This window comes from Pseudomonas sp. VS40, assembly GCF_018587885.1.
Taxonomy (GTDB): Bacteria; Pseudomonadota; Gammaproteobacteria; order Pseudomonadales; family Pseudomonadaceae; genus Aquipseudomonas; species Aquipseudomonas pergaminensis.
Genome location: NZ_JAGYWD010000002.1, coordinates 49,873 through 75,445, shown reverse-complemented (window position 1 = coordinate 75,445; position 25,573 = coordinate 49,873). Strand labels below are relative to the sequence as shown.

Annotated in this window: 21 protein-coding genes; 8 read left to right on the top strand and 13 right to left on the bottom strand. The window is 62.9% G+C overall.

The window, feature by feature from the left end; all coding sequences use genetic code 11:
• Positions 1 to 4: 4 nt before the first annotated feature.
• A complete protein-coding gene (locus tag KHP07_RS05415; protein WP_099491863.1) occupies positions 5 to 793 on the bottom strand; it encodes a nucleotidyltransferase domain-containing protein in 789 nt (262 codons plus the stop codon).
• Positions 794 to 806: 13 nt separating this feature from the next.
• Positions 807 to 2,033 carry an RtcB family protein gene (locus KHP07_RS05410; RefSeq protein WP_099491864.1) on the bottom strand — a complete coding sequence of 409 codons (1,227 nt, stop codon included), beginning with the start codon at positions 2,031 to 2,033 and terminating at the stop codon, positions 807 to 809.
• Positions 2,034 to 2,246: 213 nt separating this feature from the next.
• Between KHP07_RS05410 and rtcR the strand changes: the two genes are divergently transcribed.
• Positions 2,247 to 3,827 carry an RNA repair transcriptional activator RtcR gene (gene rtcR, locus KHP07_RS05405; protein ID WP_214496735.1) on the top strand — a complete coding sequence of 527 codons (1,581 nt, stop codon included), beginning with the start codon at positions 2,247 to 2,249 and terminating at the stop codon, positions 3,825 to 3,827.
• A gap of 197 nt (positions 3,828 to 4,024) precedes the next feature.
• On the opposite strand, the gene KHP07_RS05400 is transcribed toward rtcR, so the two are convergent.
• Positions 4,025 to 5,986 (bottom strand): sigma-54 interaction domain-containing protein, encoded by a 1,962-nt coding sequence (locus KHP07_RS05400; RefSeq protein ID WP_214496734.1) that lies wholly within the window; start codon positions 5,984 to 5,986, stop codon positions 4,025 to 4,027.
• A gap of 184 nt (positions 5,987 to 6,170) precedes the next feature.
• Between KHP07_RS05400 and KHP07_RS05395 the strand changes: the two genes are divergently transcribed.
• Genes KHP07_RS05395 through KHP07_RS05385 form a run of 3 tightly spaced genes read left to right on the top strand, consistent with a single transcriptional unit; the run spans position 6,171 to position 8,897 of the window.
• Positions 6,171 to 7,175, top strand: a complete 1,005-nt coding sequence (locus KHP07_RS05395; protein ID WP_078049081.1) for a Gfo/Idh/MocA family oxidoreductase — start codon at positions 6,171 to 6,173, stop codon at positions 7,173 to 7,175.
• Entirely contained in the window at positions 7,172 to 7,951 is a 780-nt protein-coding gene (locus KHP07_RS05390) for a TIM barrel protein (RefSeq protein ID WP_214496733.1), read from the top strand. Before KHP07_RS05395 ends, KHP07_RS05390 begins: the two co-directional genes overlap by 4 nt.
• A 19-nt stretch (positions 7,952 to 7,970) precedes the next feature.
• Positions 7,971 to 8,897 carry a sugar ABC transporter substrate-binding protein gene (locus tag KHP07_RS05385; protein ID WP_214496732.1) on the top strand — a complete coding sequence of 309 codons (927 nt, stop codon included), beginning with the start codon at positions 7,971 to 7,973 and terminating at the stop codon, positions 8,895 to 8,897.
• A gap of 131 nt (positions 8,898 to 9,028) precedes the next feature.
• Here KHP07_RS05385 and yghU read toward each other — a convergent pair whose 3' ends face one another.
• Positions 9,029 to 9,862 (bottom strand): glutathione-dependent disulfide-bond oxidoreductase, encoded by an 834-nt coding sequence (gene yghU, locus KHP07_RS05380; RefSeq protein WP_100490367.1) that lies wholly within the window; start codon positions 9,860 to 9,862, stop codon positions 9,029 to 9,031.
• 102 nt (positions 9,863 to 9,964) lie between these two features.
• Complete coding sequence (locus tag KHP07_RS05375) at positions 9,965 to 11,188, bottom strand: MFS transporter (RefSeq protein WP_100490366.1); 1,224 nt, start codon at positions 11,186 to 11,188, stop codon at positions 9,965 to 9,967.
• A 64-nt stretch (positions 11,189 to 11,252) separates the two neighbouring features.
• On the opposite strand from KHP07_RS05375, the gene KHP07_RS05370 reads away from it, so the two are divergent.
• Both KHP07_RS05370 and KHP07_RS05365 read left to right on the top strand, forming a co-directional pair.
• Positions 11,253 to 12,251: an AraC family transcriptional regulator gene (locus KHP07_RS05370; RefSeq protein ID WP_100492445.1), complete on the top strand. Its 999-nt coding sequence runs from the start codon at positions 11,253 to 11,255 to the stop codon at positions 12,249 to 12,251.
• Between the two features lie 102 nt (positions 12,252 to 12,353).
• Positions 12,354 to 12,950, top strand: a complete 597-nt coding sequence (locus tag KHP07_RS05365; protein ID WP_078049086.1) for a glutathione S-transferase family protein — start codon at positions 12,354 to 12,356, stop codon at positions 12,948 to 12,950.
• Between the two features lie 156 nt (positions 12,951 to 13,106).
• On the opposite strand, the gene KHP07_RS05360 is transcribed toward KHP07_RS05365, so the two are convergent.
• Entirely contained in the window at positions 13,107 to 13,874 is a 768-nt protein-coding gene (locus KHP07_RS05360; protein WP_078049087.1) for an SDR family NAD(P)-dependent oxidoreductase, read from the bottom strand.
• A 137-nt stretch (positions 13,875 to 14,011) separates the two neighbouring features.
• Here KHP07_RS05360 and KHP07_RS05355 point away from each other — a divergent pair, with 137 nt between their 5' ends.
• Positions 14,012 to 15,160 carry an aldose epimerase family protein gene (locus tag KHP07_RS05355; protein ID WP_078049088.1) on the top strand — a complete coding sequence of 383 codons (1,149 nt, stop codon included), beginning with the start codon at positions 14,012 to 14,014 and terminating at the stop codon, positions 15,158 to 15,160.
• A 113-nt stretch (positions 15,161 to 15,273) separates the two neighbouring features.
• Here the strand turns inward: KHP07_RS05355 and araH are convergent, their stop codons facing one another.
• The 7 genes from araH to KHP07_RS05320 are packed head-to-tail and all read right to left on the bottom strand — an operon-like array spanning position 15,274 to position 23,612.
• The gene (gene araH / locus KHP07_RS05350; RefSeq protein WP_100490362.1) at positions 15,274 to 16,242 is read right to left on the bottom strand and encodes an L-arabinose ABC transporter permease AraH; all 969 of its coding nucleotides are present in this window, start codon (positions 16,240 to 16,242) and stop codon (positions 15,274 to 15,276) included.
• Positions 16,243 to 16,251: 9 nt separating this feature from the next.
• Entirely contained in the window at positions 16,252 to 17,754 is a 1,503-nt protein-coding gene (gene araG / locus KHP07_RS05345) for an L-arabinose ABC transporter ATP-binding protein AraG (RefSeq protein WP_214496731.1), read from the bottom strand.
• Positions 17,751 to 18,755 carry a substrate-binding domain-containing protein gene (locus KHP07_RS05340; protein ID WP_010211214.1) on the bottom strand — a complete coding sequence of 335 codons (1,005 nt, stop codon included), beginning with the start codon at positions 18,753 to 18,755 and terminating at the stop codon, positions 17,751 to 17,753. Before KHP07_RS05340 ends, araG begins: the two co-directional genes overlap by 4 nt.
• Before the next feature lie 37 nt (positions 18,756 to 18,792).
• The gene (locus KHP07_RS05335) at positions 18,793 to 19,656 is read right to left on the bottom strand and encodes an SMP-30/gluconolactonase/LRE family protein (RefSeq protein ID WP_214496730.1); all 864 of its coding nucleotides are present in this window, start codon (positions 19,654 to 19,656) and stop codon (positions 18,793 to 18,795) included.
• A 36-nt stretch (positions 19,657 to 19,692) separates the two neighbouring features.
• Complete coding sequence (locus KHP07_RS05330) at positions 19,693 to 21,273, bottom strand: aldehyde dehydrogenase (NADP(+)) (RefSeq protein ID WP_214496729.1); 1,581 nt, start codon at positions 21,271 to 21,273, stop codon at positions 19,693 to 19,695.
• Between the two features lie 11 nt (positions 21,274 to 21,284).
• Positions 21,285 to 22,274 (bottom strand): AraD1 family protein, encoded by a 990-nt coding sequence (araD1, locus tag KHP07_RS05325; protein WP_214496728.1) that lies wholly within the window; start codon positions 22,272 to 22,274, stop codon positions 21,285 to 21,287.
• Between the two features lie 15 nt (positions 22,275 to 22,289).
• Positions 22,290 to 23,612 (bottom strand): MFS transporter, encoded by a 1,323-nt coding sequence (locus KHP07_RS05320; RefSeq protein ID WP_078049095.1) that lies wholly within the window; start codon positions 23,610 to 23,612, stop codon positions 22,290 to 22,292.
• 193 nt (positions 23,613 to 23,805) lie between these two features.
• Here KHP07_RS05320 and KHP07_RS05315 point away from each other — a divergent pair, with 193 nt between their 5' ends.
• Positions 23,806 to 25,542: an IlvD/Edd family dehydratase gene (locus tag KHP07_RS05315; RefSeq protein WP_099491878.1), complete on the top strand. Its 1,737-nt coding sequence runs from the start codon at positions 23,806 to 23,808 to the stop codon at positions 25,540 to 25,542.
• Positions 25,543 to 25,573 lie beyond the last annotated feature (31 nt).

The following is a 25,573-nucleotide window of genomic DNA, read 5'->3' as shown; positions in this document are numbered from 1 at the left end:
ATCCTTAAGCAAAGCGTTTGACCGTATCCCGCAGGTAGTGGTCCAGTTGTCGGGAGTCTGCATGGGTGCGTGGCAACACCGGTGCGCCGCGTTCCAATTCACGTTGTATGTACGCGTGCAGCGCCGGGCGCCGAGGCCCGTACGCCGCTTCCCCGGCATTGCGTTTCAGCGCCAGCAGGGTCGAGACTTCATCGAGTAATTGCGCGTCATCCACCGTGCTCAACAAATCAGCGAACGTCATCGGCGGCCGGCCCAGCCCCAGGTCGATCCAGCGCACTGCCAGCAAAGGTCGCAGCACGTAGAAGTACTTTTTGAACCGCACCGTGTCGCCTTGCAGGTAGCCGCGGAAATTTTTCCGGGCCATCGACAGGTAATGATTGCGCGCCGCCGGCGGGCTGTAGAACGTCTCGGCCAGGGCGCGCAGTTGCACGGTGGCGTCGACCTGCTGGCGATACACCAGCGGCGAGTCCAGCCATTCCAGCAACGTGGGGTTGGATTTGCGCAACAGGCCCAGCGTCTTGCGCAACTCCCAGCCACTCACGTCCAATTCATCATCCAGCGGACGCTCGATGACATCGCGCGGCGCATCCACCTGCATGAACCAGTCAGGTTTTTCCACGTAGACAAAGCGCACGTCGTAGTCGCTGTCGGTGGAAGCAAACCCCCAGGCCCGGCTGCCGGACTCGCAGGCATACAGCACGCTGACATTGCGTTCGCGCTCTATGCGCTCCAGCTCCAGCAGCACCCGCGCGCGCATGGCGTCGCTCAATGGGTGGCGTTCATCCTTTTGCATCTTGATTCCCCTCTTATCCTTTGACGCACACCACCTGGCGCAAGGTGTGCAGCACTTCCACCAGCTCGCGCTGGGCATGCATAACCTGGTCGATGTCCTTGTAGGCCATCGGAATTTCGTCGATCACATCGGCATCCTTGCGGCACTCCACATGGGCGGTGGCGCGGATCTGGTCAGCCAGCGTGAACGTATTCTTCGCCTTGGTGCGGCTCATGGTGCGGCCAGCGCCATGGCTGCAGGAACAGAACGACTCTTCGTTACCCAGCCCACGCACGATGAAGCTTTTAGCGCCCATGGAGCCTGGGATGATCCCCAGCTCGCCTTTCTTGGCCGACACTGCGCCTTTACGCGTGACCAGGATTTCTTCGCCGAAGTGCCGCTCTTTCTGCACGTAGTTGTGATGACAGTTCACGGCCTCCAGCGCCACTTCAAACGGTTTGCTGATCACCTGGCGCGTGGCCTGGACCACCGCACGCATCATCAACTCACGGTTCTGCCGGGCAAAATCCTGGGCCCAGCCCACCGCTTCCACATAATCATCGAAGTGCTGGCTGCCCTCTTCGAAATACGCCAGGTCACGGTCCGGCAGGTTGGCCAGGTGTTGGCGCATGTCGGCCTGGGCCAGTTGGATAAACAGGTTGCCAATGGCGTTCCCCACGCCACGCGACCCGCTGTGCAACATGAACCAGACGCGGTTGGCTTCATCCAGGCACACCTCGACGAAGTGGTTGCCGCTACCCAGGGTGCCAAGGTGTTGGCGGTTGTTGCTGCGCTCCAGTTGCGGGTACTTGTCGGTGATCGCCTTGAAGCGTGGGTGCAGCGCCGACCACACCTGATCGGCCTGGGCCGGCACCTGTTCCCACGCGCCTTTGTCGCGACCCTTGCGGCTGTGGGTACGGCCATGGGGCACCGCTGCCTCAATGGCGCAACGCAGGCCGTGGAGGTTGTCGGGCAAGTCGCTGGCCATCAACGTCGTACGCGCAGCGATCATGCCGCAGCCGATATCCACGCCCACTGCCGCCGGGATGATCGCCCCCACGGTGGGGATCACGCTGCCGATGGTCGAGCCCTTGCCCAAATGCACATCCGGCATCACCGCAAGGTGCTTGAAAATGAACGGCATCTGGGCGGTGTTCATCAGTTGCTTGCGCGCCTCGGGCTCCACAGGCACGCCCTGGGTCCAGAGTTTGATCGGCTTGCCGTTGGCGACTTCCAGCAGTTGGTAGGTGTTCTCTTGCATGATCTCGATTCTTTTCTTGAAAGCCGGCAGTGCGGCGTTGGCTGAGAGATAGCAGCGGGCGTGCCAGGTTTATTCCTACCGCGACAAAAAATTTTATCTCATTGTTTTATATCGTTATTTTTTATGATGCTGCTGCGTGACGTTAAAAACCGATGACAAGGGCGCTAGCGCATTCATATCCTTGTATATCGCCACTTATATTTTGGTCTAGTCATGAAACACAAGCGCACGGTCGCCATCGGGTTTATCGGGTCCAAGCTGGACCGCGTTGGCAAGGGCGCCAACCGCTGGAATCACTGGCGCCCCAGTGTCGGCCTGTGCCAGCAAGAGGACCTGCAGGTCGATCGCCTGGAGCTGATCCACGACATTGACGCCCGTGACATCAGCCTGGCCGAGCGGGTATGCGCCGACATCCAGCAGATCTCGCCCACTACCGAGGTGCGCCTGCACCCCATGCCACTGAATGATCCCTGGGATTTCGAAGAAGTCTACGGCGCGCTGCACGACTTCACCGCCGGCTACACCTTCGACACCGACCGTGAGGACTACCTGGTCCACATCACCACCGGCACCCATGTGGCACAGATTTGCTGGTTCCTGCTTACCGAGGCGCGCAACCTGCCGGCGCGCCTGATCCAGACAGCCCCCAGTCGCCGCCGGGACGACACCGCTCCCGCCACCGGCACCCACACCCTGATCGATCTCGACCTGTCGCGCTACGACCGCATCGCCTCGCGCTTCGCCCACCAACGCCTGGAAGGCCTGGCCTTCCTCAAGTCCGGGATCGCCACGCGCAACAGTGCGTTCAATGCTTCCATCGAACAGATCGAGCGCGTGGCCGTGCGCTCCACCGCGCCCATGCTGCTGATCGGCCCCACCGGCGCAGGCAAATCCTTCCTCGCCCGGCGCATTTACGAACTCAAGCGCAGCCGCCACCAGGTGCAGGGGCGTTTCGTGGAAGTCAACTGCGCCACCTTGCGTGGCGATGGCGCAATGTCGGCTTTGTTCGGGCACACCAAGGGCGCCTTCACCGGCGCGCAAAACGCCCGTGACGGCCTGCTGCGCGCGGCGGATGGCGGCATGTTGTTCCTTGATGAGATCGGCGAACTGGGCCTGGATGAACAGGCGATGCTGCTCAAGGCCATCGAAGAAAAACGCTTCTACCCCATGGGTGCCGACCGTGAAGTGGCCAGCGACTTCCTGATCATCGCCGGCACCCACCGCGACCTGCGCGGGCGCGTGGACGAAGGGCTGTTTCGCGAAGACCTGTATGCGCGCATCAACCTGTGGACCTTCGACCTGCCAGGCCTGGCAGGACGGCGTGAAGATATCGAACCCAATATCGATTTCGAACTGGAGCGCCACGCCCGCGAGCAAGGTCGTCGCGTGCGTTTCAACCTGGAGGCGCGCCGCCGCTACCTGGCGTTCGCCTGTTCCAGCGAAGCGGCATGGCTCGGCAACTTTCGCGAGCTGTCGGCGTCCATCACGCGCATGGCCACCCTGGCCGACAGCGGGCGTATCGATGAAGCCCAGGTCGAAGAGGAAATCCAGCGCCTGCGCTACGCCTGGGGGCTGACCGAAACCCATGCACTGCTGCCGGTCGATCTGGACCTGTTCGACCAGCTGCAACTCAAGGCGGTGATCGACGTGTGCCTGCAATCCGACAGCCTTTCGGACGCCGGCCGACGACTGTTCGGGGTTTCGCGCCAGGCCAAGGCACAACCCAATGACGCGGACCGCCTGCGAAAGTACCTGGCGCGCTTTGCCATTGATTGGAAGCAGTTGAAGCCTTAGGCCTGCTATACCGCCAGCTAGCGGGCAGTGAGTGGCATGTGCTGGAGATTGCCAAGACCAGGGTGGAACGCTCTATCGAGCGCATGAAACACGTTTAAACAATGTGGCAGAGGACTTGCTCCCGATAGCGGCGGGTCAGTCTGAATTTCCTTGGCTGACTCTCTGCTATCGGGGCAAGCCCCCTCCCACCTTTGGCCTCAGGCGCCGCGAAAATCGCTGGCACTCAGCCCGAACCGGCTCATTTTGTTGTACAGCCCGCCCCGCGACACGTTCAGTTGCCGGGCGGCCAGGCGGATGTTGCCGCCGGTGTTCTGGAGTGCGGCGACGATGGCGTGCATTTCGTGGCTGCTCAAGTCCTGGGCGGGTTGCGGCTCATAGGCGCGCAACGGGGTGTGCTGCTTGGTTTCCATCGGCAGATCGGCAGGCTGAATCAGCTCGCCCATCGCCAGGTTGGTCGCCCGCTCAATACTGTTTTCCAACTCCCGCACATTGCCCGGCCAGCCATAGGCCGACAGCAATGCCATCGCCTCCGGCGAAAAGCCCTGCACCGACTTACGCAACGAGCGTGCACAGCGCGCCAGGAAGTGCCGTGCCAGCAACGGAATGTCTTCGCGGCGCATGCGCAGGGGCGGCACGGTCAGGTTGAGCACGTTGAGGCGGTAGTAGAGGTCTTCGCGAAACGCGCCTAGTGCCACGGCCTGGCTGAGGTTGCGGTGGGTGGCGGCGATGATGCGCACGTCCACTTGCCGTGAGTTTTTCGCGCCGACGCGGGTGATCTCCCCCTCCTGCAAGACCCGCAACAGGCTGACCTGGGCATCGAAGGACATATCGCCGATCTCATCCAGAAAAATGGTGCCACCGTCCGCCAGCTCGAACTTGCCCGCCGAACCACCACGGGTGGCGCCGGTGAACGCGCCTTCGACATGGCCGAACAGTTCGCTTTGCACCAGGTCACGGGGGATCGCCCCGCAGTTGACCGCCACGAAAGGGCCTTTTTGGCGGTCGCTGCCGTTGTGGATGGCCTGGGCGAACAGCTCTTTGCCGGTGCCACTTTCGCCGAGGATCAAGGTGGTGGAGTCGCTGCGACTGGCGATACGCCCCAGGTGCAGGGCGTCGTGGATGGCTCGGGAGTTGCCCTGGATGGTTTCAAATGTATAGCTGGCCTGGGTGCCGATCAGGCGCCGGGTGATTTCGCGGATGCGGCGGTTTTCGCGCAGCGACACGATCACCCCGCCCTGCTCCAGCGGGCACACCGACACCAGGCAGGCGAGTTGGCCCCGGTTAGCCAGGTGGAAGGTGCAATCGAGATCGCGCACGGGCTCGCCAAGGACGTCGCTCAACTCACTACGACCCAGGTGCTGGAAAGGTCGCCCGACCAGCTCCAGCCCTACGCCGAACAACTGCCGGGCATAGCGGTTGAGCGCCTTGATGCAGCCGCGCTCGTCCAGCACCACCAGGCCTTCGTTGAGGACTTCGAGCACCGCTTGCTGCTCCTCCAGCAACGCCTGCAACGCCATCTGCCGCGATACCGCCTCGGCGGCCGCCTGCACCGTGCCGAGGGTATGGAAGTGAAACCAGCCAGGCTCGGCGGTGAGGGTCAGCATCGCCACGGTGCGGCCTTGGGCATTCCTGATCGGCGCGGCGGCGCAATGCATGCGGCGCTGGCGCAGGCCGATGCCGAAGTTTTCCTCGGCCAGCACGTACACCAGGCGGTCTTCGGCCAGGGCCAGGCCGGTGCAGTTGGTGCCTTGCACCGACTCCAGCAGGCGGCTGCCCACCGGGGTGATGTCCAGGCCACAGAAATACAGGGTGATGCCGTCGGCATCGGTGAGGTTGATATGGCCGCGCGGGTTATAGGCCAGCAAGCCGTGCATGACTTGCGCGGCGGCGGCGATCAGCACGCGGTGGGAGGCCAGGGTGGCGGTCAGCGTGTCGGCGGCGACAAAGCGGTACGCGTTGTCGGCTGGATCGATGCCGGCCTCGACGCTGCGCCGCCACGAATCCCAGATCACTTGGCGCACGGGCGCCGGGCGCTCGACCTGACCAGCCAGGCAATCGCGCCAGGCCTGCTCCAGCGCGGCCACTGGGCCGTCATTCAGCGCCGCAGGCCCCAGGGTCGTCAGGTAGTCGAGGTCTTGCACACTGAAGGCCATGCTCACTGGGTGATATCCATGTTCATGTTTTTGACATGTCAGTATAGGCATGTCATCAGAATGAACACTTTTTGTTTATAGATAATTATTAATCGTTATTTATCAACACGTTAAAAAATGGCACACGCCTTGCTCTCACCCCTTTGCCATCAGGACCGTCCTGCGGCCAATAACAACAAGGGGTTATTTCATGAGTACACAGAACATCCGCCTGGGCTTGATCGGTGCCGGCCGCATGGGCAGCTTCCACGGCCTGACCGCCGCGCGGCATATCCCCGGTGCCAGCCTGGCAGCGATTGCCGACCCGACGCCAGGCCAGGCCGCCCGCCTCGCCGCTGAACTGGGCGTGAGCAAGGTCTACACCGACCCGCAGCAGTTGCTCGACGACCCGGACATCGACGGCGTGCTGATCGCCGCCCCCGCCCGCAGCCACGCAGAGCTGGTGATCAGCGCCGCCCGCGCCGGCAAGGGCATCTTCTGCGAAAAACCCATGGCCATCACTCTCGATGAAGCCGACCGCGCTATCGCTGCCGCGGCCGATGCGCGAGTGCCGCTGCAAGTCGGGTTCAACCGGCGCTTCGCCAAGAGCTTTCGCACCGCGCACCTCGATGTCGCCGCCGGCCGCATCGGCACCCCGCAGTTGCTGCGCTCGCTGACCCGCGACCCGGCACTGAACAACCCGGCCAAGTCGCCGCAATGGGTGATCTTTCTGGAAACCCTGATCCACGACTTCGACACCCTGCGCTACCTCAACCCTGGCGCCGAGGCGGTGCAGGTCTACGTGATGGCCGACGCATTGATCGCGCCCGAATACAAAAGCAAAGGCTTCCTCGACACCGCCGTGGTCGCGATCCGCTTCGACAACGGCGCCATCGCCACCGCCGAGGCCAACTTCCAGGCGGTGTATGGCTACGACGTGCGCGGCGAGGTGTTCGGCAGCGCCGGCATGCTCAGCATGGGCAGCCTCAACGATTCCGACCTGGTGCGCTACCTGGCCCAGGGCATCCAGGCCGACACCCAGCGCCTGGACACCGACCTGTTGCGCGACGCCTATATCGCCGAGCTCAACCACTTCGTCGACTGCCTGCGCAGCGGCGCCAAGCCCCTGGCCAGTGGCGAAGACGCGCGTGCGGCATTGGCGATTGCCCGCGCCTGCATCGAGTCATTCGAAACCGGCAAGGCGGTGGCCGTATGAGCCCCTTCAAGCTGGCCGTCAGCGCGGAGATGGTGTTTCTCGACCTGCCCTTTGTCGAGCGCGTACAGCGCATTCATGCGCTGGGCTTCAGTGCCGAAATCTGGAACTGGACAGACAAGGACATCGCCGCCCTGGTCGCTACCGGCGCCGACTTCACCTCCATGACCGGCTACATCAGCGGTACCCTCACCGACCCCGGCGGTATCCGCCAACTGCTCGACAGCGCCCGCGAATCCTTAGGGGTCGCCGAACGACTGAATTGCCCCAGCCTCAACCTGCACGGCACCGGCCTGGGTGAAGGCGGCCTGCCCGTTCAACCGGTGAGCCAGACCACCGGGCGCATGTGGCTGAGCGCCTGCAAGACCCTGGAAAAAATCGCCCGCCTGGGGGAAGACGCCGGCCGTGTGTTCCTGCTGGAAAACCTCAACACCGAGGTCGACCACCCCGGCACCCCGTTCGCCCGCGCCGACGACACCCTGGCGCTGATCGAGGCCGTGGGCAGTCCGCACCTGAAGCTGAACCTGGACCTGTACCACGCGCAGATCGGCGAAGGAAATTTGATCGAACTGATCCAGCGCGCCGGCAGCGCCATCGGTGAAATCCAAGTGGCCGATGTACCAGGTCGCAAGGAGCCTGGCACCGGTGAAATCCACTACCCGGCCATTGCCAAAGCCTTGCACGCCATAGGCTACAGCGGCGTGGTCGGCCTGGAAGGCTGGGCCAGCGGCGACAGCGAGCTGGCCCTGGCGCGTTTCCGCCAGGCGTTCACCCTATAACAATAAAAGGATCACCCTTATGAATCGCTATTCGTTGTTTGCTGCCACCTTGTTGCTGCTGTTCAGCCAATGGACCTTTGCCGCCTATCGCATCGGCGTGAGCATCGCCCGGGTCGACGATAACTTCATGACCTACGTGCGCACCGGCCTGGAAGCGGCCGCCAAGCAGCAGGATGTGCAGATCCAGTTCGAAGACGCCCAGGGCGACGTGGTGCGCCAGCTTAATCAGGTCGAGGGCTTCCTCAACCAGAAGGTCGACGCGGTGATCGTACTGCCGGTGGACACCGCCGCCACCGCCAACATGACCCGTGCTGCCGTGGCGGCCAAGACGCCGCTGGTGTACGTCAACCGTCACCCGGACGAACGCACTCTGCCCAGAGGCGTGGTCACCGTGGCCTCTAACGACATCGAGGCCGGTCAGTTGCAGATGCGCTACCTGGCGGAAAAACTCGGTGGCAAGGGCAACGTGGCGATCATCATGGGCGATCTCGCACAGAACGCCACCCACGACCGCACCGAGGGCGCCAAACAGGTGCTCAAGGACTTTCCCGGTATCAAGGTGGTCGAGCAGCAAAGTGCCGAATGGCAACGCAGCAAGGGCATGGACCTGACCAGCAACTGGCTGCTGGCGGGCACGCAGTTCGATGCCATCGTGGCCAATAACGATGAAATGGCGATTGGCGCGGCCATGGCTTTGCAGCAGGCGGGAAAAACCAAGGGTGAAGTGGCGATTGTGGGTATCGATGGCTTGCCCGATGGGCTGGCAGCGATCAAGCGGGGGTTGCTGACGGCGTCGGTGTTCCAGGACCCGAAGGCCCAGGCTACCCAGGCCGTGCAGGCGGCGGTGCGAATGATCAAGGGCGAGGCGATTGAGTCGGAGGTGTGGGTGCCGTTCGAACTGATCAAGCCCGAGCAAGTGGCGGTGTTCGAGCAGCGCTACAAGTAGAGTGAAATACACAAATCCAAATGCGGGAGCGGGCTTGCTCGCGATTGCGGTGGATCAGCCAATGAATCTGTTGACTGACACTCCGCATTCGCGAGCAAGCCCGCTCCCACCTTTCTTACCGCGTCAGGCCTTTAGTCCAGGTCGCTGGCGTTATGCCGCTCGGCCAATTGCTCATGGGGCTCACCGGACACCCGATTCACCCGCCGGCCGCGCTGCACCGCCGGCCGCGCTTCGATCGCGTCTGCCCAGCGCAACACGTGCGTGTACTCATGCACCGACAAGAACTCCGCCGCGCCATACAAGCGACCTTTGACCAGCCCGCCATACCACGGCCAAATCGCAATATCGGCGATGGTGTACTCATCACCCGCGATGTATTCGCTCACCGCCAGGCGTTGGTCGAGCACATCGAGCTGACGCTTGGTCTCCATGGCGAACCGGTTGATCGCATATTCCATCTTGCTCGGCGCGTAGGCATAGAAGTGTCCGAAACCACCGCCCAGGTAGGGGGCGCTGCCCATCTGCCAGAACAACCACGACAGGCATTCGGCGCGGGCGGCGGGTTCGGTGGGGAAGAACGCACCGAACTTCTCCGCCAGGTATTGCAGGATCGCTCCGGACTCGAACACCCGAATCGGCGCGGCGCCGCTGCGGTCCAGCAGTGCCGGGATCTTGGAGTTGGGGTTCACCCCCACGAAGCCGCTGCCGAACTGGTCGCCATCACCGATCTTGATCAGCCAGGCATCGTATTCCGCACCGCTGTGCCCCAGGGCCAACAGTTCTTCCAGCAGGATCGTAACCTTCTGCCCGTTGGGCGTGGCCAGGGAGTACAACTGCAACGGATGCTTGCCCACCGGCAATTCTTTTTCATGGGTCGCGCCGGCCACAGGCCGGTTGATGCTGGCGAAAGTGCCGCCATTCTCGGTCTCCCAGGTCCACACTTTCGGGGGTACGTAATCGGTCATGCTGACTGCTCCAAATGTGCTTGCGTTCAACGAAGCGCTCCAGACTAAACCAAAGGTCGATGGCTCGTCACACCGTGAATGCGGCCAATCTCCAGGCTGACGTCAAAGATGCAGCGGTGCACCCACGGCCACATTGCCCGACACTGTTACCCGCAGTGCAATCAACAAGGCGGCCAACAACATCAACACACCGGCGCCTAGAAACACCCCGCTGATGCCACTGAGACTGAACATCGCGCCCCCACCGGCCGCACCCGCCGCAATGGCCGATTGCACGGATGCCACCACCATGCCACCAGCACTTTCAGCTTGATCCGGCACGGCGCGGGCCACCCAGTTCGACCACGCCACCGGCACCCCGCCAAACGCCATGCCCCACAACGCCAGCAGCAAGGCCTGGCCTGGCAGCGAGGCCGGCAGCAACACCAGGGCCAGCGCTGCGACGCCCACCAATACCGGCATCAGCACCAAGGTGCCGCGCGGATAACGCACCAGCATCCAACCGGCCAACAGCGTGCCGACGAAGTTGGCTGCACCGAACCCCAGCAGCATCAACGCCAGCCCTTCGCTGCCCACGCCCGTGGTGCTTTCGAGGAACGGCCGGATGTAGGTGAACAGCGCAAAGTGCCCGGTGTGCACCAGCACGCAGCCCAACATGCCGATGGCGATGCCCGGGCGCAGCAGCACATCCAGTACCGTGCGCAAGCGTGCGCTGCCCGTGGGGGCCAACGGTGGCAACGTGAACAGCTGGAACGCCAGCGTCACCCCGCCGACCGCTGCCGCCGCCAAAAATGCACTGCGCCAGCCATACAGGCCGCCCAGGTAGCTGCCCAACGGCACGGCAACCACCGTGCCCACGGCAATGCCACTGAAGATGATCGACAGCGCACGGGGCAGCAGCGCCGCCGGCACCAGGCGCATCGCGACCGCCGCCGCCATGCTCCAGAAGCCTCCCAGGGCCACACCCAGCAGGATGCGCATCAACAGCAGCACCGCCAGGCTGGAGGAAAACGCCACCAACAGGTTGGATGCAATCATCAGCAGAGAGAATCCCAGCAGCACCACGCGCCGGTCGATCCCACGCGTGAGGCCCGGTACCAGCAACCCGGCGAACAACGCCACCACGGCCGTCACGGTCACGGCTTGGCCGGCCAGCGCTTCCGACACGCCAAGGTCCAGCGCCATCGGCGTCAGCAGGCTGGCCGGCAGGTATTCGGCCGTCAACAAGCCGAACACCCCCATGGCCAGGGAAAACACCGCCATCCAGGCGGGCGCATCGGGCGCCACCTGGGCAGGGCGAGCGGCTTGGGCTACACAATCATTCATCACACGACATCCTCGGTAATTAGCACGACGGCCAGTCTAGGTTCGCCAACCCGGATGATCTATGATGCAAACCCTTGAGTTTTTGACTGAAACCCCGAACATGACTGCAGCAGCGCCCTTCAACCTGTCCTCCGACCTTATCGACGAACTGCTGCGCGGCATGCGCCTGCGCGGCGTGCAGTACCGACGCATCCAGGCCGGACCGACCTTCGGCATGGGCTTTGACGCCAGACCGGGGCATGCCTACTTCCACCTCCTCGCCGCAGGTACGGCCACCCTGCGCACCGATGACGGCAGCCTGTTCGAATTGTCGGCGGGCAATGCCGTGTTCATCTCCCACGGCGGTGCCCATGCGCTGCTGTCCAGTGCGGACAGGACGGTGCAGGACATCGGCGGCTTTGACACGACACCACTGGGCGAGACCGTCTGCGCCGTGGATGCATCACCGGACTCACCGCCTAGCACGTTGCTGTTCAGCGCCTGCATGGAGTTCGAACTCGGCAGTCTCCAGGGGCTCGGCAGCCTGATGCCAGCCTTGATGCTGATCGATGCCCAGGGCCAGCGTTACCCCGGCCTGATGCCAATCCTGGCGGTGATGGAGCGCGAAGTCGCCGCGGCTCGCGTCGGCTACCCCGGCATCCTCACGCGCCTGGCCGATGTGGTGGCTGCCATGATTGTGCGGGGTTGGGTGGAATGCGCCTGCGGCAATGCCTCGGGGCTGGTGGCCGCGTTGCGCGACTCACGCCTGGCGGGCGCCCTGCTCGTGCTGCACCAGCAACCCGGGCGCGATTGGAGCGTGGCCGAACTGGCCGCGCAGTGTCACACCTCCCGCTCGGTATTCGCCGAGCGCTTCCAGGCCACCCTGGGTCTCCCGCCACTGCGCTACATGACGGAACTGCGCATGCGCCTGGCCAGCCAATGGCTGACCCTGGAGCGTTTACCCATCGAAGAAGTGGCGCTGCGCCTGGGCTACACCTCCCAGGCAGCGTTCAGCCGTGCATTCAAGCGCATTACCGGCCAGCCACCGGGGGCCAGCCGGCAGAACATCAGGCGTCCTGCCTGAATGACCGCAGCCTGACCTTTGCAGGCAACATTCAGTCATTGCGCATGCCGATCCTGTGCCCTTACTCTCTGGAGCCATCACCTTGAGAGCAACGGAGGCTTCATGAAACTGATCGGCATGCTGGACTCGCCCTACGTACGCCGCGTGGCCATTTCCCTGGACCTTTATGGCGTGGATTTTGTGCATGAACCGCTGTCGGTGTTCAGCACGTTCACCGAGTTTTCCCAGATCAACCCGGTGGTCAAGGCGCCGACCCTGGTGCTGGATGACGGCACGGTGCTGATGGATTCCAGCCTGATCCTCGACTATCTGGAAACCCTGGCCCCGGCCGATAAAAAGCTGCTGCCCCCTTCCCCCGCAGGTCGTGCCCATGACCTGCATATCCTTGGCCTGGCCTTGGCGGCCTGCGAGAAAAGCGTGCAGATCGTTTACGAACACAACCTGCGCCCGGCCGAAAAGCTGCATGCGCCCTGGCTGGATCGCGTCAGCGGGCAATTGCTGGCGGCCTACTCGCTGCTGGAAAAGCAACTGCCTGACAGTCAGGAGTTGACCCAGGCTTCCCTGACGGCGGCAGTCGCCTGGTCGTTCAGCCAGTTCACCGTGGCGTCGGTGGTCAAGGCCGATGCGTTCCCCAACCTCAAACGCCACGCCGAGCGGCTGGAACAGCACCCGGCTTTCAAGCGTTACCCGATCGAATAAGCACCCTCGTCATGATGTCGGACTGGGTTTTGTGTGGGAGCGGGCTTGCTCGCGAAGGCAGCGTGTCAGTCGGCAACTTTATCAACTGACCCTGCGTATTCGCGGGCAAGCCCGCTCCCACATTTTGTCTGTGCAGCCTGGATAATTGAGCCCGACTCAGACCCACCCACCATCCACAATAAAGTTCTGCGCCGAACACATCGCCGAGGCATCAGAGGCGAGAAACAACGCCATATTGGCGATGTGTTCCGGCAAAACGCTCCCTGGCAAACACTGACTGCGGCTGATCAGTTCCTTGGCGGCATCGTCGACCCACATCGCCAATTGTTTTTCCGTCATCACCCAGCCCGGCACCAGCGTGTTCACGCGGATGCGGCTCGGCCCCAGTTCCCGGGCCAGGGCGCGGGTCATGCCGTGGGCGGCGGCCTTGCTGGCGGCGTACACCGGGTAGCCGGCCGAAGCCATCATCCAGCCCACCGAACCGAGGTTGATGATCGCGCCGCCGCCGGCGCCCTTCATCATCGGCACCACCGCCTTTGCGGCAAAGAAGGCGTGCTTGAGGTTGACGGAGATCAGCCGGTCGAACATCTCCGAATCGACTTCCTCCAGGGTATGGCGTACGTCATTGGCGGCGTTATTCACCAGCACGGTGATCGGCCCCAGCGAGTGTTCGAAACGAGTGATGGCGGCTTTATAGGCTATCTCGTCGGTGATGTCGCAATTGACGAATTCCACGGTGTGCCCGCGCGAACTCAACAGCGCCGCCAGGCGTTCGCCCTGGCTTTGCGCGCGGTCGACAAAGCCGACCTTGGCGCCTTGGGCGGCAAAGGCGCGCACCATGAATTCGCCGATGCCCGAGGCACCGCCGGAGATCAGGACAGTCTTGCCTTCAAGGTCGGGATAAACCGCGTGCTGAGTCGTCATAAAAGGTTGCCTCGCTTAATTAGTCTTATTTTATTTTGCAAAAATGGCGTTAAAGGCTATAAATTCGCTATCCAACCGACAAAATATCGCACATTAGTAGAACTATTCCACTCAAAACAACAAAAGGAAGTTCGACCATGAAGCACCCTCGTTACCTGCTTTCGGGCCTCGCCCTGTCCATGCTGGTCGCCAGCGGCGGCGCCCAGGCGGCGGGCCTTACCAGCGAACACAAACCGTTCGGTAAAACCAATGACGGCACCGCCGTCGAGCAGTACATCCTGCGTAACAGCCATGGCATGCAAGCCACGGTGATCACCTACGGCGGCGTGTTGCAGTCGCTGAAAGTGCCAGACAAACACGGCAAGCTCGACGACGTGGTGCTGGGCTTTGACGACGTGCAAGGCTATCAGAGCGGTACGGCGTTCTTCGGCGCGACCATCGGCCGTTTCGGCAACCGCCTGGCCGGCGGCGCCTTCGAACTCGACGGCAAACGCTACCAGGTGCCACTCAACGACGGCCCCAACTCGCTGCACGGCGGCGCCCAGGGCTTCGACAAGCACGTCTGGACAGCCACGCCGGTCAAGGCCAAGGACTCGGTCGGCGTGACCCTCACCTACCTGTCCAAGGACGGTGAAATGGGCTTCCCCGGCAACCTGAAGACCGAAGTCACCTACCGCCTCACTGACACCAACGAACTGCACATCGACTACACCGCCACCACCGACAAACCGACGGTGCTCAACCTCACCAACCACAGCTACTTCAACCTGGCCGGCGCGGGCAATGGCGACATCCTCAAGCAGGTCGCGACCTTGCATGCCAGCCACTACACGCCGGTGAACGCGACGTTGATTCCCACCGGCGAACTGGCGCCCGTCAAAGGCACGCCGATGGACTTTCTCAAACCCACGCCGATCGGCCAGCACATCAAGGACGATCACCCGCAGCTCAAGTTCGCCGAGCCGAAACAGGGTGGGTTCGACTTCAACTGGGCGCTGGACACCCAAGGTGATGTGAAGCAGTTGGCGGCCGAGGTGCACGATCCTGCGTCCGGGCGGCGGTTGCAGCTGTTTACCACCGAGCCTGGGGTGCAGTTCTATACCAGTAACTTCCTGGATGGGTCGGTGAAGGGCAAGGCTGGGAAGACCTATCTGCACTGGAGCGGTTTTACGCTGGAGACCCAGCATTTTCCGGATGCGCCTAATCAGCCGAAGTTCGCGTCTACCCGCCTGAATCCAGGGCAGACCTACACCCAGAACACAATCTTCAAATTCACCACCGACTAAACTGTGGGAGCGGGCTTGCTCGCGAATGCGCCGTGTCAGTCAACTCATTCGGGTCTGACACTCCGTATTCGCGAGCAAGCCCGCTCCCACATTTAGTGTTCACATGGCATGACTCAGCGTTGTTTCATGCGGTCGATGACCACGGCCAGGAGCAGGATCGATCCCCGGATCACGTACTGGTAGAACGTGTCGATATTCTTCAGGTTCATCGCATTCTCGATGATCGCCAAAATCAGCACCCCGGCGATCACGTGGCGGATCATCCCTACCCCGCCGCTCAGCGATACCCCGCCGAGCACGCACGCCGAGATCACCGTCAGCTCGAAGCCCTGGCCGATCATGGGCTGGCCGGAGGTCATGCGCGAGGCCAGGATCACCCCGGCCAAGGCACCGATCACGCCATGCACGGCGAAGATCAGGATCTTGGTGCGGTCCACGTTCACCCCGGCCAGCAAGGCCGCTTCCGGGTTGCCGCCGATGGCCATGGTGTTGCGCCCATAGGTGGTGTAGTTGAGCAGCCAGCCAAAGAACAGGAAGCACAGCACAGTGATCAGGATCGGCACCGGCACACCGAGCAACTGGCCGTTGCCAAAGATAAAGAACTGATCCTGGGACACGCCCACCGCCTTGCCATTGGCGAAGATGTACGCCAGGCCACGCACGATCTGCATGGTCGCCAGGGTAGTGATCAGTGCATTGACCCGCAGCTTGGCGATCACAATGCCGTTGATCAGCCCCACCAGCAGGCCCATCAGCAAGGCGGCGCCAATGCCGAGCATGACGCTGTCGGTGTCACGCATCACGATCGCCGCCACCACGCCGGCGCAGGCAATCACCGAGCCCACTGACAGGTCGAAATGCCCCGACGCCAGGCAGAACAGCATGGTGCAGGCGGCAATGCCCACGGTGGAAATCGCCAGCCCCAGCCCGCGCATGTTCAGCGGTGAAAGGAAGTTATCGATCAGCAAGGCGCACAGCAAAAAGATGCTCACGGCGGCCAGCAGCATCGCCCAGTTGTCCAGCAGTGCGCGCAGGTCCAGGGGCTTGCGCGCGGTGGGCAGCACGTTGTGTTGAGTGGTCATAGGGGTCTCTCAGTTCGCCACGCTGCGCGGCAAGGCCAGTTGCAGCAAGTTGGATTCGGTGGCGTGCTCACGGGTCTGTTCACCCCGCAAGGCGCCTTCGCACAGCACCAGGATACGGTCGGAGATGCCCATCACTTCCATCAGGTCGCTGGACACCACGATCACCGCAATGCCCTGGGCGGCGAGGTTATGAATGATCTGGTAGATCTCGGCCTTGGCGCCGATATCGATGCCACGGGTCGGCTCGTCCAGCAGCAAGACTTTCATCGGCATCGACAGCCAGCGGCCGAGAATGGCCTTCTGCTGATTGCCCCCGGAGAGGTACATGATCTTTTGCGCTGCGTTGGGCGTCTTGACCTTCATGGCCTGGATCTGCTGGTCGGCGTTGCGCTTTTCCCAACCGTCGCGCAGCAGCCAGCCAAACCTGGAATGAGCACCGCGAGCACTGATATTGATGTTCTCCGCCACGCTGGACAGCGGGATGATGCCTTCCTTCTTGCGGTCTTCCGGGCACAGCAATACGCCGGCGGCGATGGCGTCGCGCGGTGACTGCAGCTGCAGTGTCTGGCCGCAGAGCTGAAGGCTACCTGCGGTGCTGCGGGTCAAACCGCTCAGCAGCCGAAACAGCTCCGTGCGCCCTGCCCCGACCAATCCAAACAGGCCGAGAATCTCGCCCTTGTGGACGCTCAGGCTGACCGGCTCACGCAACCCTGGACCGAGCAAACCCTCGACCTTGAGCGCGACCTCGCCCTGCTCACGCGGCCGGTAGTCGTAGATGTCCTGGATATCGCGGCCGACCATGCAGGTGACCAACTGGTCGTGGGTCAGCGCGCTCATGTCGTCGAAGGTGCGCACGTAGCGGCCATCCTTGAACACGGTCACCGCGTCGCAAATGCGAAACACCTCTTCCATGCGATGGGAGACATAGAGCACCACTTTGCCCTCATCGCGCAGCCGCGTGATGATCGCCATCAAGCGGTCGATCTCCCGCGCCGAGAGGCTGCTGGTGGGTTCGTCGAACGCAATCACGTGGGCACCACGGGACAGCGCCTTGGCGATTTCCACCAGTTGGCGCTGGCCCAGGGACAGGCGCCCGAGCTTTTCATCGGGGTCGATTTCATCCGCCAGGCCCTTGAGGCAGGCCAGTGCCTGCTGGCGCAGCAGGCCGCGGCTGACCACGCCAAAACGCGAGGGCAAGTGGCCGAGGAACAGGTTCTCGGCCACGGTCATTTCCGGCACCAGGTGCAACTCTTGGTGGATCACCGCCACGCCGCTGGCAATGCTGTCGGCGGTGTTTCGGAAAGCCATGGTCTGGTCGCCGATCTGCAGTGTGCCGCTGCTGGGAATGTAGGCGCCACCGAGGATCTTCAGCAGCGTCGACTTGCCCGCGCCGTTCTCGCCCATCAGCGCGTGCACCTGCCCTGGGTGGGCGCTGAAGCTGATGCCATCCAGCGCCTTGACCCCAGGAAAGGTTTTGCCGATGCCGTCAAACCGCAGGGCGGCAGCCGTCATTGCCACAGCCCGATCTTGGTCAGCTCTGCCTGGAAGTTCTCACGGGTGATGAGGGTCACTTCGTCCATGGCAGTGTACTTGGCAGGCTCGGTGCCCTTGGTCACCCACTCGTACATCATCAGCGCGGTGTTATAGCCCTCGATATGCGGGCTTGGCAGCATCGAGCCGAAGAAGCCGCTGCTGGGTTTCTTCAATTCGCCGATGGCGTCGGTGCCATTGATGCCAATGCCGATCACGTTGGCGGCCTTGAAGCCGGCGCTTTCGGTGGCGCGTACGCCGCCCAGTACGGTGTTGTCGTTCATGCCGCCGATGATCAGGTTTTTCGCGCCGCTGGGCAGCTTGACCAGGGCGGAGTTGGTGGCGTCCATGCTGCCGGGTACGTCGAGGGTCTTGGCGGCGGTGAACAGAATGTGGTCCTTGGGGATACCCGCTTCTTCCAGGGATTTGACCGAGCCGTCGGTGCGTTTTTTACCGGTGTCGAGTTCGTTGAAGGTGTTGATCACCGCGTAGGTGTCCTTCCAGTCCCAGCCGCGCTTTTTCGCTTCGGCGGCCATCGCGGCGCCCTGCTTCTGGCCGACTTCAAAAGCCGCCATGCCCAGGTACGGCACGTCTTCCATGAAATTGCCCTTGGCATCGACGAACCGGTCATCTACGGCAATCACTTTCAGGCCGTTGGCCTTGGCCTTGGCGACAATGGCCGGGCCGAGGGACACGTCCGGCGGGCAGATCACAAAGCCCTTGGCACCGTTGGCGGCCAGGCTGTCGATAGCCGACAGGGTCTTCTCACCATCCGGCACGGCGATCTTGATCACGGTGAAACCATGCTCCTTGCCGGCTTTTTCGGCGAAGGCCCATTCGGTCTGGAACCACGGTTCCTCAGCCTGCTTGACCAGGAAACCGATCTTCACTTCCTCAGCGGCCAGCAACAGCCCGCTCAAGCTCATGGCCGAGACCGCCACAGCGGCGCAGCACAGGGAACGCAAACCACGACGACGATTCATACGGGTGACTCCTTGTTGTTGTTTTTAAGTCTTGGGTTTATCCGGCAAAGCGATGACAAGATGTTCCAGGTACATCTACTTCCATGGCCAATACCGCACCGTCCCAGGGGTGATCCAAGGGGCTGGCGGCGCTGGTGATGTAGAGGGTGGTGAGGTTCGGGCCACCAAACACGCAACTGGTGGGACGGCTGACGGGCAGCTCGATAATGCGGTCGACTTCACCGTCCGGGGTCAGGCGCAACAGGCAGCTGCCGTCCCAGCGGGCGTTCCAGAGGTAGCCTTCAACGTCCATCGCCGAGCCGTCCGGCCCGCCGCGCGGGTGCGGGCCGAACCACGTCTGCGCAGGGTCGAGTTGGCCGTCTGGCCTGATAGCGTGCCGATACAGCGTGCCGTCCAGGCTGTCGCCAAAATGCACTTGGCGGCCGTCATCACTCCACAGCAAGGTGTTGGGAATGCCCAGGCCACTGAGCAACGGCGTGACCTGCGCATCCGCATCAATGCGAAACAGGCCGCCGGAACGCTGGGTAATGGGCAGGTCTTCACCCTGCTCGCCAATGTTGTTCTGCATGGTGCCCAGCCACAGGCGGCCTTGGGCATCGCAGCGTGCTTCGTTGCCACGGTTGCCCGCTTGCGGGTCGGCCACGCACAGCAGGGTCAGGGCTTCGGTGACGAGGTCAAGGCGATACACGCCGCTGCTCAAGGTCACCAGGGCATCGCCGCTTTCACACGGGATGAACGCCGAGACATGCTCCGGCAACTGCCACACCTGCAACTGCCCGCCCATCAGGCGCAGCGCCTGCTTGCCGGCGATATTCACCCAGTACAGTGCCTGGGTGGGCGCATCCCAGAACGGACCCTCGCCCAACTGCGCACGGTGCGGGGTAACGGCGATACACGACATGATGCCTCCTGGATTCTTATTGCTCTCAGGTGCGCGTTACAGCGGGTCGCGAGATGGCGTGCCATCCACCAGCCGCTGGATACGCAACGGGTTGGCGTTTTTCAACGCGTCGGGCAGCAGGCTATCAGGGTAGTTCTGGAAGCACACGGGGCGCAGGAAACGGTCGATGGCCAAGGTACCCACCGAGGTACCACGGGCATCCGAAGTGGCCGGGTACGGCCCGCCGTGCACCATCGAATCGCAGACTTCCACGCCGGTTGGGTAGCCATTGAGCAGGATGCGCCCGACTTTCTGTTCCAGCAGTGGCGTGAGTTCCGCGAACTGCTGCAAGTCGGCCGGCTCGCCAATGATTGTCGCCGTGAGTTGGCCGTGCAGGCCGTGCAACGCCGCGCTGAGTTGGGCCTGGTCGGCGACTTCGACAAACACCGTGGTGGGGCCGAACACTTCTTCCTGCAGCACTTCATCGCCCTCGATCAACAGGCGCACGTCAGCCTTGAACACCTGCGGTTGCGCTCGGTTGCCGGCCTGCTGGCTGCCCGCCAGGTGCTGGATGCCAGGGTGCGCCAGGAGTTTTTCCAGGCCCTTGCCATAGCTGACCAGGGTGCCGGCGTTCAGCATGGTCTGCGGTGGTTGGTCGCCGATCAGTTGGGCGACCTGCTGGGTGAACGCGGTGAAGGCTGGCGAAGCAATGCCGATCACCAGGCCGGGGTTGGTGCAGAACTGGCCGCAGCCTTGCACCACCGACGCGGTCAGGTCACGTGCCACGGTGTCGGCCCGCGCGGTCAATGCCTGGGGCAGCACGATCACCGGATTGATGCTCGACATCTCGGCGAACACCGGGATCGGTTGCGGGCGTGCCGCCGCCATGTCACACAGTGCACGGCCACCCTTGAGCGAGCCGGTAAAGCCGACCGCCTGGATGGCCGGGTGCTTGACCAGTGCTTCACCGACGCCACCGCCAAAGATCATATTGAACACGCCGGCCGGCATCTGGGTGGCCTCGGCCGCGCGGATGATCGCATCGGCGACGCGTTCCGCCGTCGCCATATGCCCGCTGTGGGCCTTGAACACCACCGGGCAGCCAGCCGCCAGCGCAGCAGCGGTGTCGCCGCCCGCAGTGGAAAACGCCAGGGGGAAGTTGCTCGCGCCAAACACGGCGACAGGCCCCAGGCCGATGCGGTACTGACGCAAATCCGGGCGTGGCAGCGGTTGACGGTCGGGCAACGCCTTGTCGATGCGCGCGCCGTAGAAATCACCGCGACGCAATACCGTGGCGAACAGGCGCATCTGGCCGCTGGTGCGCCCACGTTCGCCCTTGATACGTGCAGCCGGCAGCGCGGTTTCGCGGCACACCAGCTCGACAAAATCATCCCCCAGCGCGTCCAGTTCGTCGGCCACTGCGTCGAGGAACTGCGCGCGACGCGATGCACTCAAGGCGCGGTAAGCAGGGTATGCCGCAGCGGCAGCCGTGGCGGCGGCGTCGACCTCTTGTGGTGTGGCCTGGTAGAACGCCTGGGGCAAGGCTTCACCGGTGGTCGCGTCGAGGCTTTGCAACGTGACGCTGCCATTGGCGCTGCGCTGGCCGCCGATGTAGTTGTGGCCGAGGTACTGGGTCATGGGGATCTCCTTTAAAGGGTGATGACGTTGCCGGGCTCGAAGGCTGCCTCGCTGCTGCCGACACGGTTGACCAGCGGCGCGCCGAACTCGGCCTGGCTGATCTCGAACACATCGCCGGCCTGGGTACGTATACCGTCGGCAAATGACAGCGTGGCGGTGCCGAAAAAGTGGATGTGCACATCGCCCGGCTTGAGGAACTGGCGGTATTTGAAGTGGTGGTATTCAAGGTTTTCCAGGCTGTGGCACATATTGGCCTCGCCGCTGAGGAATTCGTTCCGCCAGATTTCCTCACCGTTACGCAAGAGACGGCTGGTGCCCGCCAGGTGCTGGGGCAACTCGCCCACGCGCAACTCCGGGCCATAGCTGCAACTGCGCAATTTGGAATGGGCCAGGTACAGGTAGTTCTTGCGTTCCATCACGTGGTCGGAGAATTCATTGCCCACTGCAAAACCGACGCGATAGGGCTTGCTGTCCGGCCCGATGACGTAGAGGCCACCGATTTCCGGTTCTTCACCGGCATCCTCGGCAAACGGTGGCACCGGGAAGGCCGCGCCGGGACGCACGACGATGCTGCCGTCGCCTTTGTAGAACCACTCGGGCTGCACGCCCGCCTGGCCAGCCGCGGGCTTGCCGCCCTCCACGCCCCATTTGAAGATGCGCATGGTGTCGGTCAGCGCGGTGTCGTCACCGGCCTGGTGCATCTTGTCACGCGCCGAGGCGCTGCCCAGGTGAGTCAGGCCGGTGCCACTGATCAGCATATGGGCCGGGTCCGGGTGGTCCAGCGGCGGCAGGATCTTCAGGTCGGCCAGCAATGTTGCGTAGTCGTAGCTGTCGCCCAGGCCCAGGCTGTCCACCTGTTGCGCCAGGCCGACGCCCGCCTCGATGGCTGCCAGGGCCAACTCACGCACGCTGCGGGCCGTGCTGACTTCGCGCAGCTTGGTGCCATCGACCACGCCGACGCGACGCTCGCCATTACGCAACTCGAACTGAACTAAACGCATGCCATTTCTCCTGGATTAAGTACGTGTGGCGCCACGGGCACTGGCGGCGAATTGGTCGGCAGGCAGCACATGCTTGCGCTCCAGCAGGTGGTAGACCACCCAGGTCAGCACCAGCCCGAACACCATCACCCCGGACAAAAAGTACAAGCCCGACGCCAGGTTGCCGGTGTATTCCTTGAGCGCGCCGATCACGAACGGGCCGATATAGCCACCGAGGTTGCCCACCGAGTTGATCAAGGCAATGCCCGCCGCCGCACTGGCACCCGCGAAGAAGCGCCCCGGCAAGGTCCAGAACACCGCCGTGCAGGAAAACAGGGCAAACGCCGCCAGGCACAACGCGGCCATTTGCAGCACCGGCACACTGAGCCAGGCGCTGAAGAACAGGCCGATGGCACCCAGTACATAAAGCACTGCGAGGTGGCCGTAGCGGTCGTTCAGGCGGTCGGAACTGCGCGGGATAATCAGCAGGCCGATGATGCCGAAGATATACGGCACGGCCGAGATAAAGCCGGTGACCAGGTCAGTGCCGCCGAACTGTTTGATCAGGGTCGGCAGCCACAGGCCCAGGCCGTAGATGCTCAGGGTCACCGGCAAGTAGAACAGCGCCAGCAACAACACGCGTTTGTCTTTCAACGCATGCAGCGGGTTGCCATGGCGGGTCTGCCCGTAGGCTTGCAGGTCTTTGGCGAGTTCGCCGGTGAGCCAGGCCTTTTCGTCGTCGCTCATCCAGGTGACCTGCTTGGGGCCGTCCGGCAAATAGCGCAGCACGGGCCAGGTCAGCAGGATCGCCGGGGTGCCGATCACGATGAACAGCCACTGCCAGCCGTGCAGGCCAAGGATGCCGTCCATGCCCAGCAAACCACCGGACACCGGGCCGGTGATCATCATCGCGATGGGTTGCGAAAGGATAAACAGCCCAAGGATCTTGCCGCGATGGCGCACCGGGAACCATTGGGTGATGTAGTACAGCACGCCCGGAAAGAACCCCGCCTCCGCCGCGCCGAGCAAAAAGCGCATGACATAGAAGCTGTGCGGCCCTTGCACGAAGGCCATGCCGATGGTGATGGCGCCCCAGGTGATCATGATGCGTGCAAACCAGCGCCGCGCGCCGAAGCGGTCGAGCATCAGGTTGCTGGGGATCTCGAACAGGAAGTAGCCAATGAAGAACAACCCCGCACCCAGGCCATAGGCGGCGTCGCCGATGCCGACGTCGGCGCCCATGTGCAACTTGGCGAAGCCCACGGCGGAGCGGTCCACGTAGGCGATCAGGTACAGCAGGATCAGGAAGGGAATCAGTTTCAGCGTGATGCGCCGAATAAGCCGCAGTTCCTGGCTCATGGGGGTCGATCTCCGATTGTTGTTTTTATAGAAGCTCGGGGGACGCCTCTCGCGAAAATCCGCCAGGGCCATACCTCAGTGAAGACCGACTATATAGTATGACTATTTGCAAAACAACTCTTCCAAAGCATCGATTTTACGCTTATGTTTAAGCACGCATAGAACATATAGTCATACAATAAGAGAATCGATCATGCCTGATAAAAAGCCCGGCCTACGCTCTGCCCAGTGGTTTGGTACCGCCGACAAGAACGGCTTCATGTACCGCAGCTGGATGAAGAACCAGGGCATTGCCGACCATCAGTTTCATGGCAAGCCGATCATCGGCATCTGCAACACCTGGTCGGAGCTGACCCCGTGCAACGCGCATTTCCGCCAGATTGCCGAGCACGTCAAACGCGGCGTGATCGAGGCCGGTGGCTTCCCGGTGGAATTCCCGGTGTTCTCCAACGGCGAGTCGAACCTGCGCCCTACCGCGATGCTGACCCGCAACCTGGCGAGCATGGACGTGGAAGAGGCGATTCGTGGCAACCCGATTGACGGCGTGGTGTTGCTGACTGGCTGCGACAAGACCACCCCCGCGCTGCTGATGGGCGCGGCCAGCTGCGACGTGCCGGCCATCGTCGTGACCGGCGGGCCGATGCTCAACGGCAAGCACAAGGGCCAGGACATTGGCTCGGGCACGGTGGTGTGGCAGCTCAGCGAGCAGGTCAAGGCTGGCACCATCACGCTGGATGATTTCCTCGCGGCCGAGGGCGGCATGTCGCGTTCGGCAGGCACCTGCAACACCATGGGCACCGCCTCGACCATGGCGTGCATGGCCGAGGCATTGGGCACTTCCCTGCCCCACAACGCCGCGATCCCGGCAGTGGATGCGCGGCGCTATGTGCTGGCGCATATGTCGGGCATGCGTGCGGTCGAGATGGTGCGCGAAGACTTGAAGCTGTCGAAGATTCTCACCAAGGAAGCGTTCGAAAACGCGATCCGTGTGAATGCGGCCATCGGCGGTTCGACCAACGCGGTGATCCACCTCAAAGCCATCGCCGGGCGCATCGGCGTCGAACTCGACCTGGATGACTGGACCCGCATTGGCCGTGGCATGCCGACCATTGTCGACCTGCAACCCTCGGGGCGCTTCCTGATGGAAGAGTTCTACTACGCCGGTGGCCTGCCCGCCGTGCTGCGCCGTCTCGGTGAAGCCAACCTGATCCCGCACCCGAACGCCCTGACCGTGAACGGCAAGTCCCTGGGCGAGAACACGCAGGACTCGCCGATCTATGGCCAGGACGAGGTGATCCGCACCCTCGACAACCCAATCCGTGCCGACGGCGGCATTTGTGTATTGCGCGGCAACCTGGCGCCGCTGGGTGCGGTGCTCAAGCCGTCAGCCGCCAGCCCGGCACTGATGCAGCACCGAGGCCGCGCGGTGGTGTTCGAGAACTTCGACATGTACAAGGCGCGCATCAACGACCCGGAGCTGGACGTCGACGCCAACTCGATCCTGGTCATGAAAAACTGCGGCCCCAAGGGTTACCCTGGCATGGCCGAAGTCGGCAACATGGGTTTGCCCGCCAAGCTGTTGGCCCAGGGCGTGACGGACATGGTGCGGATTTCCGATGCACGCATGAGCGGCACCGCGTACGGCACGGTGGTGTTGCATGTGGCGCCGGAAGCCGCTGCCGGCGGGCCGTTGGCCACGGTGCAGGAAGGTGACTGGATCGAACTGGACTGCGCCAACGGCCGCCTGCACCTGGACATTCCCGACGCAGAGCTGGCAGCACGCATGGCTGACCTGGCGCCCCCACAGAACCTCATTGTCGGCGGCTATCGCCAGCTGTACATCGACCATGTGCTGCAGGCCGACCAGGGCTGCGACTTTGACTTCCTGGTGGGCTGCCGAGGGGCTGAAGTCCCCCGGCATTCCCACTAATTGGGATGCTATGATGCTGCGAATTCAAGCC

Excerpts from the sequence above, each read along its gene's own strand:
- KHP07_RS05415 (WP_099491863.1), bottom strand. The coding sequence starts at position 793 with ATGCAAAAGGATGAACGCCACCCATTGAGCGACGCCATGCGCGCGCGG.
- KHP07_RS05410 (WP_099491864.1), bottom strand. The coding sequence starts at position 2,033 with ATGCAAGAGAACACCTACCAACTGCTGGAAGTCGCCAACGGCAAGCCG.
- rtcR (WP_214496735.1), top strand. The coding sequence starts at position 2,247 with ATGAAACACAAGCGCACGGTCGCCATCGGGTTTATCGGGTCCAAGCTG.
- KHP07_RS05395 (WP_078049081.1), top strand. The coding sequence starts at position 6,171 with ATGAGTACACAGAACATCCGCCTGGGCTTGATCGGTGCCGGCCGCATG.
- KHP07_RS05390 (WP_214496733.1), top strand. The coding sequence starts at position 7,172 with ATGAGCCCCTTCAAGCTGGCCGTCAGCGCGGAGATGGTGTTTCTCGAC.
- KHP07_RS05385 (WP_214496732.1), top strand. The coding sequence starts at position 7,971 with ATGAATCGCTATTCGTTGTTTGCTGCCACCTTGTTGCTGCTGTTCAGC.
- yghU (WP_100490367.1), bottom strand. The coding sequence starts at position 9,862 with ATGACCGATTACGTACCCCCGAAAGTGTGGACCTGGGAGACCGAGAAT.
- KHP07_RS05375 (WP_100490366.1), bottom strand. The coding sequence starts at position 11,188 with ATGAATGATTGTGTAGCCCAAGCCGCTCGCCCTGCCCAGGTGGCGCCC.
- KHP07_RS05370 (WP_100492445.1), top strand. The coding sequence starts at position 11,253 with ATGCAAACCCTTGAGTTTTTGACTGAAACCCCGAACATGACTGCAGCA.
- KHP07_RS05365 (WP_078049086.1), top strand. The coding sequence starts at position 12,354 with ATGAAACTGATCGGCATGCTGGACTCGCCCTACGTACGCCGCGTGGCC.
- KHP07_RS05360 (WP_078049087.1), bottom strand. The coding sequence starts at position 13,874 with ATGACGACTCAGCACGCGGTTTATCCCGACCTTGAAGGCAAGACTGTC.
- KHP07_RS05355 (WP_078049088.1), top strand. The coding sequence starts at position 14,012 with ATGAAGCACCCTCGTTACCTGCTTTCGGGCCTCGCCCTGTCCATGCTG.
- araH (WP_100490362.1), bottom strand. The coding sequence starts at position 16,242 with ATGACCACTCAACACAACGTGCTGCCCACCGCGCGCAAGCCCCTGGAC.
- araG (WP_214496731.1), bottom strand. The coding sequence starts at position 17,754 with ATGACGGCTGCCGCCCTGCGGTTTGACGGCATCGGCAAAACCTTTCCT.
- KHP07_RS05340 (WP_010211214.1), bottom strand. The coding sequence starts at position 18,755 with ATGAATCGTCGTCGTGGTTTGCGTTCCCTGTGCTGCGCCGCTGTGGCG.
- KHP07_RS05335 (WP_214496730.1), bottom strand. The coding sequence starts at position 19,656 with ATGTCGTGTATCGCCGTTACCCCGCACCGTGCGCAGTTGGGCGAGGGT.
- KHP07_RS05330 (WP_214496729.1), bottom strand. The coding sequence starts at position 21,273 with ATGACCCAGTACCTCGGCCACAACTACATCGGCGGCCAGCGCAGCGCC.
- araD1 (WP_214496728.1), bottom strand. The coding sequence starts at position 22,274 with ATGCGTTTAGTTCAGTTCGAGTTGCGTAATGGCGAGCGTCGCGTCGGC.
- KHP07_RS05320 (WP_078049095.1), bottom strand. The coding sequence starts at position 23,612 with ATGAGCCAGGAACTGCGGCTTATTCGGCGCATCACGCTGAAACTGATT.
- KHP07_RS05315 (WP_099491878.1), top strand. The coding sequence starts at position 23,806 with ATGCCTGATAAAAAGCCCGGCCTACGCTCTGCCCAGTGGTTTGGTACC.